This is a genomic window from Pontibacter qinzhouensis, from assembly GCF_008017455.1.
Lineage (GTDB): Bacteria > Bacteroidota > Bacteroidia > Cytophagales > Hymenobacteraceae > Pontibacter > Pontibacter qinzhouensis.
Genome location: NZ_VRTY01000130.1, coordinates 1 through 14,658, shown reverse-complemented (window position 1 = coordinate 14,658; position 14,658 = coordinate 1). Strand labels below are relative to the sequence as shown.

Genomic DNA, 14,658 nt, shown 5'->3' with positions numbered 1-14,658 from the left:
GGCCAGAAACACTTCTCTTGCTACAGAGGAAGACATTTCTACTGTCATTTCCGGGCTCAGCTGCTCTTGCTGGTCGTTTATGGTGCGCGTAAAGCCACTGTTCTGCACCACATCGTGTACCCGCTGCCCCGATGCATCCTGAAACGTGCGGCTGTACACAAAGGCATCGTGGTGGCGCAACACCCTGTACATGCTACCACCCGATCTGAAGGAGACAAGGCCCTGCTGGTAGCCAGCATAGCCATGCGCCTGCAGCGCGTTCTGTACCAGTTGCTCTATATCAGGCTTGCTGGGGTTGCAGGCAAGCAGGCACAGCAGCGGTAACAGCAGCAAAACTATTTTTTGGTTAATGATCTGGCGTAACGGCAACATATCTGTACAGTAGTTTATTTTCAAGAACAAAATTCAGGAGCACTTGCACTGGTACTTACCCCATACATGCACCCACGGTTACTTAAACATTTTTAGTAGGTAAAAGTTTAAACGCTAAATACGAGCAAACAGTGTTTCCTCTGGTGCCCCTCCACATCAACAATTATTAAACAGCAACCAGCCCAATTTTTCTAATTAAAAATGCCTTCCAAAGGTTCTGAGTCATTTTTCCGCCAAGGGTATAAAAGAAAAAAGCACCAGCTCCTGAAGCAGGAACCGGTGCTGTAGCAATAGCTGAGGTATATTGGTTATTGTTTTGCGGCAATGTTAAGCGATAAAGTAAAGTTATCGTCTATGGCTTTGTCGCCGAGGCTATCGAAGAAGCTGGTGGAACCGTAACGGATGTCGTATTTGGCACGGTTCACTACTACGTCGGCCTTAGCAGCAGCTGCACCATTTTTAACAGTAATTACAGCCGGAAACTCAACCGGGTTGGTGATGCCTTTAATGGTAAGATCGCCTTTTACGGTGTAGTTCGGTTTGCCTGCAGCTGCATTTTTTACAGGAGCAAGGCTTGTAATTTTAAAGGTTGATGTCGGGAATTTGTCAACGCTGAAGAAATCGTCGTTTTTCAGGTGACCGATCAGTTTGCCGTTGTACTCTTTGTCAGCAATATCGGTGCAGGTAATAGAGTTCATGTCTATTACAAAAGTGCCTCCGGTCGGTTTGTTACCGTCTACCAGTATCTGACCTTCTTTCAGTTTTATGTTGCCCATGTGCTCGCCGGTTACTTTTTTGGCGTGCCATTTCACTTCGCTTTTAGCGGCTTCTACTTTATAGGCAACGGCCTTTGCAGGTGCTGCCACTTCTGTAGCTGGTATTGTGGCAGAGGGAGTGGTGGTATTGGTAAAAGCAGAGAACATAAACGCTGCTACTACCGACGCTAAAATGGCTGTCTTTTTCATTTTAAATTATTTTCTACTATTCTTTTCAGAAGGTGTTTGTTATAAACTGCACAAATATATGTATATACATTTAATGTACAAACATTTTATCAAGAATTATTTTTAACATCAGTACCGGAACAACTTAAGGGCACACTATCTGCAGCGTTACTACAAACCAAAGAGCCTGGCATTTTCAACTTTGGCTGCCGCTGGGAAGGAGTTCTTAGCTTTTGCTGCTGCTGCTTACCTCCTACCTATAAAAAAACCCTGGCTCTAAAGAGAGCCAGGGCAAAAAAATCGAAAACAGGTACTTATTATTTGCTCGCTGTCAGGTCAAGCGATACCGTAAATTCATCGGAAATAGCTTTGTCGCCCAGGTTATCGAAAAAGCTGTTGGAGCCGTAACGCACATCGTATTTGGCACGGTCTATTTTCACATCGGCTTTGGCTTTTGCTACACCGTTTTCAACAGAGATAACTGCAGGGAACGTAACAGGGTTGGTGTTTTCCTTCACGGTAAGGTCGCCGGTAACGTTGTAGTTTGGCTGGCCGGTGGCTGCATTGGCAATTGGCGTCAGGCTTTTAATGGTGAAAGTAGCATTTGGATATTTCTCTACGCCAAAGAAATCGTCAGACTTCAGGTGGCCTACCAGTTTGCCATTGTTTTCGGCATCGGTAATATCGGTGTTTTGGATAGAGGCCATATCAATTACGAATGTTCCGCCGGTTACCTGATCATCGGCCACCAGCAGTTCACCTTCTTTTATATCTATTGTGCCGTAGTGCTCACCTGCTACTTTAGTTCCATGCCACTTGGCTTCGCTCTGGTCGGCAACTACTTTGTAAGCCTCCCCTTCGCCGGTGGCAGCTGTTGCTTCGCTTGTAACAGTTTCGGTGTCTGCTGTGGTGTTGGCAGTTTCGTTACAGGCAGATAGTGCCAGTATAGCAGCAAATGAGGCAAAAATTGCGGTCTTTTTCATGTTCTTTACTAATTAGGTGTTGATTAAATGAATAATTTATGTTCTGATTTTATCTAAAATGCGGTTTAGCTCGCGGGCTTCCGAATCTGTTAAATTAGCGATCCCTGTTTCTCTTCCGCCTTCACAGCCGTCCATCTTCTTTAACAGGGCCAGCGCCTTCTCCGTTATCAGCACATCCACGGTTCTGCGGTCGTTGGGGCACTGCTTGCGGGTTACCAGTTCCTTTGCCTCCAGCCTGTCTACAATTCGGGAGGCATTAGAAGTTTTGTCCATCATGCGCTCAATCAGCAGACTAATGGTGGCAGGTTTAGGGTATTGCCCCCGCAGAATACGCAGAATGTTGAACTGCGGCAGCGTGAGCCCAAAAGGCTTAAACAATGCCGCCTGCTGTACCTGCAGCCGCGAAGAAGTTAACATCAGGTTAATATAAGCCTTCTGATACTCGTTCTTAAACTGTTGCTGTTTTATCTCGTCTTCTATCCTCACCCTTGGTCTTGTTTCGAAAGATGTCACAAATATATGTATATACATTTAATGTACAAACAAATAACACACAAAGTTTCAGGAGGGGCAATATTTTTTTAGTAGCTGTACTCAAGCCTTTACCTTTTATTGCTTCTCCAGTGCAATGGTTAGGAAGCGTATATGCTCCATTCATTATCCCATTTCGGCAAGAGGCCTAATAGTGACAGAAGCAAGCACGCTGATTATTAATTCGGCACAGGCCTGTTATACTGCATTTACCCTTGACCATTTTAGGGATAAATTTCTTTCGGAGGCTATTTTCATTCAAATAATTCACCTCTGGTCATGTAACAAAACGTACCTGATGCAACAAGCCTTTTAGCATGTGCTATAAAAGTAAAGCACGCAGCTAGCTCTGTAAGCTGCTGCAGGCAGTAGTACCATTTCGCTAAGGTAGAACTTTAATGCGCAGTTTGTAGCGGCTGCCTTGCCGGCTCGGTTATTCAGGTAACCACGTGCCAGACTACACACAAACTAACTGGCTTTCTTTGCTTTCTCCTGCCATTATCGCTAACAACCTTGTGCTGAGCCCTTTAATGCAATCCTACTGATAAACTCCCAATCCTGATTAGAATATTATTTTAACTTTCATTTATTGGTTTTATAAAATTTTTATAAAAGTACTTTTCATTTTCGTTTTTTTTTATTTATTTCAGGAACAAATAATGCCTGCATAAAAATGAATTCATTGATAGCCCTGGAAGATAGCTACCTCGAAACGCTCAACAACATTGAGCGCAAGAAGTATCTGCAGAAGCTCAAGATCATTAAATATTTATATGTTAAGGGTGCCAAAACCAATGCAGACATCTGTTCGCGCTTTAAAATAAGCTCGCCTACCAGTATGGCACTATTAAGTGAGCTTATTTCAGAAGGTCTGCTGGAGAAGCAAGGAAGAGGCAAATCTGTTGGCGGACGAAAACCTGAACTGTATGGCCTACGCGATAACTCCCTCTTCGTGATGAGCATCCATATGGACCGGTTTAAAACGCGCATTGCCCTATTCGATAATAACAACAACACTATAACAGGAGTAAAAACTTATCCCTTAGAAATAAGCAAAGATCTGAGTGCCCTCAACGCGCTTTACGACTACGCAAACGAACTGCTGCTCACCTCTGGCATAGACCGTAACAAACTGGTGGGCATTGGCTTCAGCATGCCTGGTTTAGTCGCCTCAAAAGAAGGCAACAACAATACCTACCTGCTCACACCCGATACAGAGGAGTCGCTGCAGCAGGTACTGGAAAGGAAATTTGAGAAACCGGTTTACATACAGAACGATGTAAAGAGCGCCACGCTGGCAGAGTATCACTTTGGGCTGGCACATGGCCGGAGAGATGTACTGGTACTTTCTATGGACTGGGGAATTGGCTTGGGCATTATAATGGACGGGAAACTACGCAGCGGCACCTCCGGGTTTGCAGGCGAGTTTGGCCACATACCCCTGATAGACGAAGGCTCCCTTTGCCATTGCGGCAAGCGAGGTTGCCTCGAAACGGTTGCCTCCGGAATTGCCCTGGTCAAAAAGACTCGCGAAGGCATAAAGGCCGGCCAGGACTCGCTGCTGAACAAGCTCTCGGAAGAGGAGATGGAGCAACTGGAGCCGCAACATGTAATAGATGCGGCCAATAACGGCGACCAGTTTGCCATAAACATTCTCTCGGATGTCGGTATTAACCTGGGCAAAGGAATCGCCATTCTTATTCAGTTGTTTAACCCGGAGCTAATTATTCTGGGAGGTAAAATTGCAGAAGCCAAACAGTTCATAACTACGCCCATTCAACACTCTATTAACGCCTACTGCATGTCGCAGCTGCGCGAGAAGGTAACGATTGCTGTATCGGAACTAGGCAAAGATGCCGTGATAATGGGCTCTGTGGCTACAGTCATGGAAAATGTTTTTGAAGGGCACCTGGAGTCTTAACCCCTGCTGCAACCCTTGGATCAAAAACCTGAAAAACCTGTCGGAAGGCCTTTTTCATTTGAATAATTTATTTGGTTGTTGATTGCTAGTTGTTGATTGTTAAATGGTTTTTTGGTTCATCTTGAATGAATGATTGTTGAGATAATCCTTCTACGCTTAACTCATAACTTTTAACTCTTAACTAACAAAGGTTTTCCGGCACTTGGCGCTTACAGGCCACAGTTACTATACCTGAAACAGAAATGTTTATTATTGAATAATATACTATTTAAAATGGCACGATTAAATTTATTAGAGGAGACTCGTTTTGAGAAAGTACCGGTAACAGTATACGAAAATCAGCAGATCGCCTCTAAAGCGGTGGCACAACGCATCGCTTCACTTATTCGCCAGAAACAAACCAAAGGCGAGCTGGCAGTTCTGGGGCTGGCTACTGGCGTAACGCCGCTTAGGGTATATGCCGAACTGGTGCGCCTGCACCGCGAGGAGGCATTGAGCTTTAAAAATGTGGTGACCTTCAACCTCGATGAGTATTACCCCATGCTGGCTACGGCGCAGCAAAGCTACGTGACCTTTATGCACGAGAACCTGTTCAACCACATCGATATAGCACGGAACAACATCCATATCCCGGATGGAACGCTGCCGCTGGAAGAGCTGCACGCTTACTGCATGGTGTATGAGCGGAAAATTGAACAACTCGGCGGACTGGATCTGCAGATTTTGGGTATCGGCCGTACCGGGCACATCGGGTTTAACGAGCCTGGCTCTGCACCAAACTCCGGCACCAGGCTGGTAACCTTAAACGACCTGACCCGTCGCGACGCCTCCCGCGACTTTGGCGGCAAAGAGAATGTACCCACCAAAGCCATAACCATGGGCATCGGCACCATTTTTAAAGCCCGAGAAATAATCCTGATGGCCTGGAATGGCAAGAAGGCTCCCATTATAAAAAAAGCGGTAGAAGGTGAAATATCCAGCGAAGTACCTGCCACTTACCTGCAGCTCTCCGATAACGTAGAGTTTGTGCTCGATAAGGATGCTGCTTCTGAGCTAACCCGTTTTAACACACCATGGCTTGTAAAAGACTGTGAGTGGGATGAGCAACTGATCAAGAAAGCCGTTATCTGGTTATCGAACACAGTAAAGAGACCAATTCTGAAGCTCACCGACGACGACTACAATAACCACGGCATGGCCCAGCTCGCCACCGAAAAAGGACCTGCTTACAACATCAACATCGATGTGTTTAACAAGCTGCAGCGCACTATTACCGGCTGGCCAGGCGGAAAACCCGGCTCCGATAACCAGCAGCGGCCGGAGCGTGCGCAGCCTGAGAAGAAGCGCGTTATTATTTTCTCTCCTCACCCCGACGATGATGTCATCTCGATGGGTGGCACCTTTATCAGGTTGGCCGACCAGGGGCACGATGTGCACGTAGCGTACCAGACCTCGGGTAACACAGCAGTGTGGGACGACGACGTGCTGCGCTACATGGAATTTGCCATCGACTTTAACGACAGCATTGGCAAAGACAGCAGCCACCTGCAAAAGATTTATGCCGACATGCGCAGCTTTATAGAAACAAAGCAGCCGAACCAAATAGACACGCAGGAGATAAGAAACGTGAAAGCCTTTATACGCAAAACAGAAGCCATAGCCGGTGCCCGTTATGCTGGCCTGGCCGATGATCACATCCACTTTATGGCCCTACCCTTCTACGAAACAGGCAAGACACAGAAAAACACAGTGACCGATGTGGATGTGGAGCTGACTATGGAACTACTACAGCAAGTGAAGCCGCACCAGATATTTGCTGCCGGCGACTTTGCCGATCCGCACGGAACGCACATTGTTTGTTTCAATATTATTGTGGAGGCCATGAACCGCCTGCGCCAAACCGAGAAATGGACAAACGACTGCTGGCTCTGGATGTACCGCGGTGCCTGGCATGAGTTCGAAACACACGAAATAGAAATGGCTGTGCCGCTCTCGCCCCAGGAAGTAGAAAGAAAGCGCAACGCCATATTTAAGCACCAGTCGCAGAAAGACACGCCGGTTTTCCCGGGCGAAGATGCACGAGAGTTCTGGGTACGCGCCGAAGACCGAAACAGAGAAACTGCCGCCATGTACGACAAATTGGGTTTGGCAAACTACGAAGCCATGGAGGCATTTGTACGCTGGAAATTTTAACACATTCCAGATAAAGACGCGGCAGTAAAAAGGGTGTAGGCAGTACGCCTTGCTACACCCTTTCTTACATTATTATCACTAATTCCTCTGTTAAAATTAACCTGATGGAGCAGAGGCACAATGTTATGGGAAAACAAAAACTAATAGGTATAGACATAGGAGGCACCAAAATTCATATTGGTGTTGTTCAGAATGAACGCATACTCGATGAAATTCGCCTCGAAACATCTGCACATGCCCCAAAAGAGCAGATATTGGCTGAACTCGCTACGCATATAGGCAAACTGATGGACGAGGATGTAGCCGGAATCGGCATTGGTGTACCGGGCCTCGTTGATGAGCCAAATGGCATCGTGCTGAACGTTCAGAACATACCCTCCTGGAAAGAGGTGCACCTGAAGCAGTACCTCGAAAGCGCGCTTGAAAAGCCTGTGTATGTGACCAACGATGCCAATTCGTTTGTACTCGGCGAAAAGATATACGGCAAAGCGAAGAAGTTTCGCAATGTGGTAGGTATTACGCTTGGAACCGGGTTTGGAGCAGGCATCATCCTCAACGACAACTTGTATACCGGCACCCTCTCCAGCGCCGGCGAGTTCGGGGGCGTGCCCTACCTCGACCAAACCATAGAAGACTATTGCAGCGGCAAGTTTTTCTCTAAGAACTTTGGTATACCAGGCCATAAAATGCAGGTACTTGCCAGAAACGGAGACTCAGCGGCACTAGAGGCTTTTGCGCAATTTGGAACACACCTGGGCAACGCCATTAAAATTATATTATATGCCTTATCGCCGGAAGCCATTCTATTAGGAGGCTCGGCAAGCAGCGGCTACCTCTACTACAAAGAGGCCATGCAGGCCAGCATACAGCAGTTTCCTTTTAAAGCCATAACAGACCGGCTGGTGGTAGAGCCTTCTGCCATGAAAAATGTGGCTATACTTGGAGCAGCCGCCCTTTGCCACATGAGACAAAAAAACAGATCCGAACTTCAAAATGTATAGCATGTCAATTAAAAAAGTATTTGCGTCACTTGCCACCATAATAAGTGTAGCCCACCTTTTTAGCGGTGCTATACCAGCTGCTTACGCGCAACAAAACACGGCCAGGCAGCAAACAATATCTGTTATTCCGAAACCTGTAAAGCTTACACAGCAAATCGGGAATTTTGTGGTTAGAAGTACGACCAAAATTTATGTTGACCCTAAAAACGATCAACTAAAGGCAATAGGCTTATCGCTGGCGCAGGAGTTAAAAAAGGTGTCGGCTATAGCGCCGGAGGTAGTGCAGGGGCAGCCTACTTCAAAAACGGACAACTACATTTACCTGACGCTTACACAGCCAATAGATACATTAGGACAGGAAGGCTATAACCTGAAAGTACAGCCTGCACAGATAGTATTAGCAGCCAATACGCCACAAGGCATATTTTTAGGTACACAAACCATACGCCAGCTTTTGCCAACCAAGGGAGCGGCCACTATGGTGAGCATACCAGCCGTAGAAATTGCAGACAAACCACGTTACTCCTGGCGCGGCATGCACCTGGATGTATCGCGGCATTTCTTCCCGGTGGAGTTCGTTAAAAAGTACATCGACTACCTGGCGATGCACAAAATGAACACCTTTCACTGGCACCTCACCGATGACCAGGGCTGGCGCATCGAGATAAAAAAATACCCGAAACTAACAGAAGTAGGCGGCTACCGCGAAGGCACCCTTATCGGCCACTACAGCGATCAGCCACACCAGTTCGATAACAAACGCTACGGCGGCTACTACACCCAGGAGCAGATAAAAGAAGTAGTAAAGTATGCCCAGGAGCGTTACGTAACAGTGGTTCCGGAAATAGAGATGCCAGGGCACGCCGTGGCTGCGCTTACGGCTTACCCCGAACTCTCCTGCACCGGCGGCCCTTTTAAAGTAGAGGGGCTGTGGGGCGTGTTCGACGATGTTTTTTGTGCCGGCAACGAACAGACATTCCAGTTTTTAGAGGATGTGATGACGGAAGTAATTGCGTTGTTCCCAAGCAAGATCATTCATATTGGTGGTGATGAGTCGCCGAAGGTGCGATGGAAAGAATGCCCTAAATGCCAGAAACGCATCGCTACTGAGAAGTTAAAGGACGAGCACGAGCTGCAAAGTTACTTTGTGCAACGCATGGAGAAATTCCTGAATGCCAAAGGCAGAACGATTATAGGCTGGGACGAAATTCTGGAAGGTGGTCTTGCACCAAATGCTTACGTGATGTCGTGGCAAGGCACGGAAGGCGGTATAGCGGCAGCCAAGCAAAACCACTATGTGGTGATGACGCCCGGCTCGCATGTTTATTTTAATTATTACCAGGGCGAAGCCAGCCTGGAACCACTTTCTATCGGCGGTTACGTGCCCCTCCGAAAAGTGTATTCCTTTGAACCTACTCCTGACGAACTCTCTGAAAGCGAAAAGAAATACATACTCGGTGCGCAAGCCAATCTCTGGTCAGAGTACATACACACAACCGACGAAGTAGAGTACATGGTGCTGCCGCGTATGTCGGCGCTTGCAGAGGTGCTGTGGACACCGGCTAAGCAGAAGAACTGGGACGATTTTACGGCAAGAATGCAGCAGCAGTACAAGCGTTACGATGCCATGGGGGCTACCTACGCCAAAAGCGCCTTCAACGTAGTACAAAAGATAACAACAGATACCACGCAACGAGCTGCCATTGTTAGCTTCCAGACAGATGCCAACAACCCTCCGATCTACTATACCTTAGATGGCTCTGAGCCGACATCACAATCGATGGCTTACACAGCGCCTTTCCCGCTAAAAACCTCTGCTGTGGTGAAAGCAGCCTCGTTTACCGATGGCAAGATGGCAGGTAAAGTAAGTTCCTCCACCTTTGAGGTGCACAAGGCTTTTGCCAAACCGGTAAAGTTAAAGAACCAGCCTTACCAAGCCTACCAGGGAGAAGGACCGGTAACGCTGGTCAACGGAATGGCTGGTTCCAAAAGCCACACCGATGGCCAATGGTTGGGTTTCCTGGGTACAGACCTCGAAGTAGTGATTGACCTGCAGAAAGAGACGCCTATTACGAGCATCAGCAGCTCTTACCTGCAGTACGATTTCGATAAAATTTTCTTACCTACCACCATCGAGTATGAAGTTTCAAAGGATGGCAAAAAGTACAAAAAGCTAAAAACTTTTTCTACAGATGCAGATGCTCAACAGCAAGGTTCCTTCATAAAACAATACACGGCAGAAGCATCTAAAACAAAAGCCCGGTTTGTGAAAGTGACTGCAAAAAATGCGCAGGCACCAGATGCTAAAACGCCAAACACCTGGCTGTTTATTGATGAAATTATAGTGAAATAAAGTAGTTCACGTCAGGAGAGAATGGGGGTTTTCTTCTGACGGAGCTATAATGTATTACATCCTGTCGTTTCTCTGGCTTGAATGGATGGAGAAATCACTTTATCACACTATCTGAATTAATCGCTGACTTAAGAAAATCTAATCATGTTAAAAAGAGCTCCATCTGCACAAGACAAGTCACCAGAAACGACTACCGCCAGCCAGCAAACCCGGTCGATCATCATCATCGGCTCTTTGTTCTTCATCTTTGGCTTTGTTACGTGGCTCAACTCTGTCTTAATTCCCTATCTCAAAATTGCGTGCGAACTAAACAATTTTGAGTCGTACATGGTGGCTTTTGCCTTTTACATTTCTTACCTGGTAATGGCCATTCCGTCTGCCTGGGTGCTAAAGGTTACAGGCTTTAAAAAGGGTATGTCGGCAGGTTTGGTAGTCATGGCTATCGGAGCTCTGGTATTTATACCTGCTGCCATGACCCGAACCTACACCTTATTCCTGCTGGGCCTGTTTATACAAGGTACTGGCCTGGCTGTGCTGCAAACGGCTGCAAACCCGTACATTACTATTCTGGGGCCGCGCGAGAGTGCCGCCCGCCGCATCAGTATTATGGGTATTTGCAACAAAATAGCCGGCGTACTGGCTCCCATTATTTTAGGTGCTATTGCCCTGAAAGATGCGGATGCCCTTGTAGACCGTCTGGCCACTATGGATCTGGCGCAGAAAGCCGCGGAACTCGATGCGCTTGCAACACGCGTTATTACTCCTTATGTTATTATGACAGCGGTGCTGGTGCTATTGGCCGTGCTGATCTACCTTTCCTCGCTGCCAGAAATTGACACTGACCATGAGGACGAAACGGTAGCAGCAGCCAATACCAGCAAAACAAGCGTGCTTCAGTTCCCGCAATTAGTGTTAGGTGCTTTGGCCATGTTCCTGTATGTGGGCGTGGAGGTAATAGCCGGCGATACTATTATCAGCTATGGTGCCTCGCAGGGTATTGCTTTGTCTACGGCCAAATTCTTCACTTCGCTTACCCTCGGAGCCATGATTGTGGGTTACCTGGTTGGTATCGTAACCATTCCGAAGTACATCACACAGGAAAGAGCTTTGCAGGTATCGGCTGTGACAGGTGCGCTGTTTGGTCTGGGAGCAATTTTTACCACTGGCTACACCTCTGTGCTTTTTATATCGCTGCTTGGTCTGGCAAACTCGCTGGTGTTTCCGGCCATTTGGCCGCTTGCTATTGCTGGCCTGGGCAGGTTCACGAAAATAGGTTCTTCCTTCCTGATTATGGCCATTGCGGGTGGTGCTGTTCTGCCACTTATCTATGGCTACCTGGCCGACGAATTTGATCCGCAGCAGGCGTACTGGCTGGTGATTCCATGCTACCTGTTTTTATGGTTCTACGGCAGTGTAGGCCACAGAATAAAAAGATAAGCACTGCCACAACGCCTCTGCCTTCTGATTCTCCCAATTAAGTAAAAAAGCTTTCGTCAATCCTTCTACCTCATGAAGTTTAAACTAGCCGTTCTTTTAGCAATTCTGTTAGCTACTGTTTCTCCTCTGGCCGCTCAAAATTCTTATGAGCTCAACACTGGCTGGAAGTGCCTGCCAATGGCAAAGGCTAACGCTACCGGGCAAACTATTTCTCAGCCAACGCATAATTTAGCTGACTGGCAGCCTGCCGTTGTGCCGGGCACTGTTCTAACCACGCAGCTGGAAAACAAGGAAATTCCGGACCCGTTTTATGGCATGAACAACAAGCGCATTCCGGACATTTACGAGACTGGCAGAGACTATTATACTTATTGGTTTGTAAAAGATTTCCAGGAAACGGCTCCCTCCGGAGATGAGCAGGTATGGCTGCATTTAAGAGGCGTAAACTATAGTTGCGAGGTGTTCCTGAACGGGCAGAAGTTAAACGACAAAACGCATTACGGTATGTTTCTGCGGCAAACCTACAACGTTACGCCTCACCTGGCCAAAAATGGAGCGAACAGGCTGGCCGTTATTGTTTACCCGCCAGACCCTGTTGGCAAGCCTAATGGCGGACAGGCTGGCGATGGCACCATAGCCAAAAATGTATCGCACCAGTATGTGGCCGGCTGGGATTGGATTCAGCCAATCCGCGACCGCAACACCGGCATCTGGGACAAAGTTACCATTGAAAAAACAAAACAGGTCAACCTGAAAAACCCGCACGTTATTACGGTGGTACCCGGCGTTCGCAAACCCGATGGGGCACAACAACCTGCTACCATTAAAGTATCTGCCGAACTTGAAAACCCTACTTCAAAATCGGTAATAGGTACACTACAATACACGCTGGATGGGCAAACCGTATCGCAGAAAGTAAGCTTACCGGCACGTTCTACGCAGCAGATCAGCTTAAAAGACCTCACCTTACAAAACCCGAAACTCTGGTGGCCAAGTGGCTACGGACCGCAGAACCTGTATCAGTTGAAGCTGCAGTTCCTGGTGAAAGGAAAAACAGTATCGGATGAGGAAACGGTGCAGGTGGGTGTTAGAGAAATTCAGACAGAATGGAACGATAGAACCCAAAGCAAGCAGGTAAAAGTAAACGGGCAGAAGGTATTTATAAAAGGCGGTAACTGGATTATTTCGGATGCCATGCTTCGCTTCACCGATGCCCGTTACGATGCCGAAATTCGCTACCACCGCGACATGAACCTGAACCTGATCCGGATTTGGGGAGGTGCCCTGGTAGAGCGTCCGGAATTTTACCAGGCCTGCGATAAGTATGGTTTGCTCGTGATACAGGACTTCTGGATGTCGGGCGATGCGAATGGCCGCTGGATTGATCCGCTGAAGCTGGAAGACCAGTGGACACGCCGCCAGTACCCGGACGACCATCAACTGTTTATCAAATCTGCAGCCGACCAGGTGAAGATGGTGCGTAATTATGCCTCGCTGGCTATGTGGTGTGGCGGCAACGAGATAACACCTCCTAAAGATATCTTAACCGCTTTAGAAGATTCTATTCTGCCAAGCCTCGACGGAACGCGCTGGTTTATTCCCTACTCCAACTCCGACAGCATGTCTTACAACAGCTTAGGCGGCAACGGCGACGGACCTTATACCATTCAGCCTATTAGTAAATTTTGGGCCTTTAAAACCTATCCTTTTAACTCCGAAGTTGGTTCTGTAGGTGTTGGAGACTATGAATCGTTGGTGCGCTTTATTCCGAAAGAGAACCTGGTGGCACCGCAATTCCTGGGTGCCGACAAAAAGCCTTCTGAAAAAGTAGACTCAGTTTGGGAGTACCACACCTACACCGGTGTTGGCTACGAACATCACATACTGCCCTACGGTGCGCCCAAAGATGTAAAAGACTTTGCCACCAAAGCACAGCTTGTGAACTACGACCAGTACAGAGCCCTGATGGAAGGCTTCAGCTCGCACATGTGGGATTGGTACACTGGCACCATCATCTGGAAAACACAAAACCCCTGGACTGCCATGCGTGGGCAAATGTACGATTACTATCTCGACCCGAATGCCTGCCTCTACGGCCTACGCAATGGAGGTGAGCCGCTTCATGTAATGTACGACCCCGTAGACAGTATGGTGATGATGGTGAACAACACCTTCGAGATGAAACGGGACATGATGCTGGTGATAAACGCCTACGACATGGCGGGTAAGAAAACACCGATGGGGCAGGTTATTTCTGAAATCAATCCTTCTATGGCCAAAAAGTACGTTCCTGTAAATGCTGCCATCAAAAAGCTGGCCCAGGACAAAGGCATGTTCCTGTCGTTGCAGCTGCTGGACCTGAACAAGCAGGTGATCAGCGATAACTTTTACTGGTTACCAGATGCCAAAGGCGAATACAGCGGCTTAAAAGAAATGCCCAAGGCTACCATACAGCTGGAGGCACAGCAAACCGCAAAAGGCAAAATAGAAGTAACGCTTACCAACCCAGCCACCAATACCGTAGCCTTCTTCAACAGGCTGGCTCTGGTCGATGCCAAAACGCAGCAGCGCCTATTGCCCGTGTTCTACAGCGACAATTACATCTCAGTAGTTCCAGGCGAAAAGAAAACGATCACCATGGAATACACACCTGCCGCCGACGGCTCCCTACCAGCCGTTACCATAGAAGGCTGGAACGTAGCCAAGCAGGTGATCAGTACGAAGCAGTAGTTGATTGTTGGTTGTTGGTTGTTAATTGTTGATTGTTAAATGGTTGTTTTTGGATGAATGATCGTCGCTGTTCGAAGTTCCATTGCTGTTAGTAGTCTTCCGAAGGTGGACTACTAACTTAAAATGAATCAGGAGGAACTCCGTTCCGGATAGGTTGCAGTAAAAGTTTAAAGATGCTCAAGAACAACAAACA

9 protein-coding genes and 1 pseudogene are annotated in these 14,658 nt (G+C 47.5%); 6 read left to right on the top strand and 4 right to left on the bottom strand.

Features of this window, described 5'->3' with window-relative positions; all coding sequences use genetic code 11:
* The 4 genes and pseudogenes from FVR03_RS21930 to FVR03_RS21915 all read right to left on the bottom strand — a co-directional run.
* Positions 1-372: pseudogene (locus FVR03_RS21930) on the bottom strand (DUF6503 family protein); the annotation flags it as partial.
* Between the two features lie 308 nt (positions 373-680).
* A complete protein-coding gene (locus FVR03_RS21925; RefSeq protein ID WP_147923921.1) occupies positions 681-1,337 on the bottom strand; it encodes a YceI family protein in 657 nt (218 codons plus the stop codon).
* Between the two features lie 296 nt (positions 1,338-1,633).
* On the bottom strand, positions 1,634-2,299 hold the full coding sequence (locus tag FVR03_RS21920) for a YceI family protein (protein ID WP_147923920.1): 666 nt from the start codon (positions 2,297-2,299) through the stop codon (positions 1,634-1,636).
* A 36-nt stretch (positions 2,300-2,335) separates the two neighbouring features.
* Positions 2,336-2,812: a MarR family winged helix-turn-helix transcriptional regulator gene (locus FVR03_RS21915; protein WP_255474354.1), complete on the bottom strand. Its 477-nt coding sequence runs from the start codon at positions 2,810-2,812 to the stop codon at positions 2,336-2,338.
* A 691-nt stretch (positions 2,813-3,503) separates the two neighbouring features.
* Here FVR03_RS21915 and FVR03_RS21910 point away from each other — a divergent pair.
* The 6 genes from FVR03_RS21910 (at position 3,504) to FVR03_RS21885 (ending at position 14,465) form a co-directional block, all read left to right on the top strand.
* Positions 3,504-4,751 carry an ROK family protein gene (locus FVR03_RS21910; protein WP_147923919.1) on the top strand — a complete coding sequence of 416 codons (1,248 nt, stop codon included), beginning with the start codon at positions 3,504-3,506 and terminating at the stop codon, positions 4,749-4,751.
* A 273-nt stretch (positions 4,752-5,024) separates the two neighbouring features.
* Positions 5,025-6,944 (top strand): glucosamine-6-phosphate deaminase, encoded by a 1,920-nt coding sequence (gene nagB, locus FVR03_RS21905; RefSeq protein ID WP_147923918.1) that lies wholly within the window; start codon positions 5,025-5,027, stop codon positions 6,942-6,944.
* 125 nt (positions 6,945-7,069) lie between these two features.
* Positions 7,070-7,945 carry an ROK family protein gene (locus tag FVR03_RS21900; protein ID WP_187270260.1) on the top strand — a complete coding sequence of 292 codons (876 nt, stop codon included), beginning with the start codon at positions 7,070-7,072 and terminating at the stop codon, positions 7,943-7,945.
* 1 nt (position 7,946) lies between these two features.
* Positions 7,947-10,298: a beta-N-acetylhexosaminidase gene (locus FVR03_RS21895; protein WP_147923916.1), complete on the top strand. Its 2,352-nt coding sequence runs from the start codon at positions 7,947-7,949 to the stop codon at positions 10,296-10,298.
* Between the two features lie 144 nt (positions 10,299-10,442).
* Positions 10,443-11,735: a sugar MFS transporter gene (locus FVR03_RS21890; protein WP_147923915.1), complete on the top strand. Its 1,293-nt coding sequence runs from the start codon at positions 10,443-10,445 to the stop codon at positions 11,733-11,735.
* Between the two features lie 72 nt (positions 11,736-11,807).
* Positions 11,808-14,465: a glycoside hydrolase family 2 protein gene (locus tag FVR03_RS21885; RefSeq protein WP_147923914.1), complete on the top strand. Its 2,658-nt coding sequence runs from the start codon at positions 11,808-11,810 to the stop codon at positions 14,463-14,465.
* The last annotated feature ends 193 nt before the right edge of the window (positions 14,466-14,658 follow it).

What these genes read in the sequence shown, in the direction of transcription:
- FVR03_RS21920 (WP_147923920.1), bottom strand. Translation starts at nt 2,299, where the DNA reads ATGAAAAAGACCGCAATTTTTGCCTCATTTGCTGCTATACTGGCACTA.
- FVR03_RS21925 (WP_147923921.1), bottom strand. Translation starts at nt 1,337, where the DNA reads ATGAAAAAGACAGCCATTTTAGCGTCGGTAGTAGCAGCGTTTATGTTC.
- FVR03_RS21895 (WP_147923916.1), top strand. Translation starts at nt 7,947, where the DNA reads ATGTCAATTAAAAAAGTATTTGCGTCACTTGCCACCATAATAAGTGTA.
- FVR03_RS21910 (WP_147923919.1), top strand. Translation starts at nt 3,504, where the DNA reads ATGAATTCATTGATAGCCCTGGAAGATAGCTACCTCGAAACGCTCAAC.
- FVR03_RS21885 (WP_147923914.1), top strand. Translation starts at nt 11,808, where the DNA reads ATGAAGTTTAAACTAGCCGTTCTTTTAGCAATTCTGTTAGCTACTGTT.
- nagB (WP_147923918.1), top strand. Translation starts at nt 5,025, where the DNA reads ATGGCACGATTAAATTTATTAGAGGAGACTCGTTTTGAGAAAGTACCG.
- FVR03_RS21890 (WP_147923915.1), top strand. Translation starts at nt 10,443, where the DNA reads ATGTTAAAAAGAGCTCCATCTGCACAAGACAAGTCACCAGAAACGACT.
- FVR03_RS21900 (WP_187270260.1), top strand. Translation starts at nt 7,070, where the DNA reads ATGGGAAAACAAAAACTAATAGGTATAGACATAGGAGGCACCAAAATT.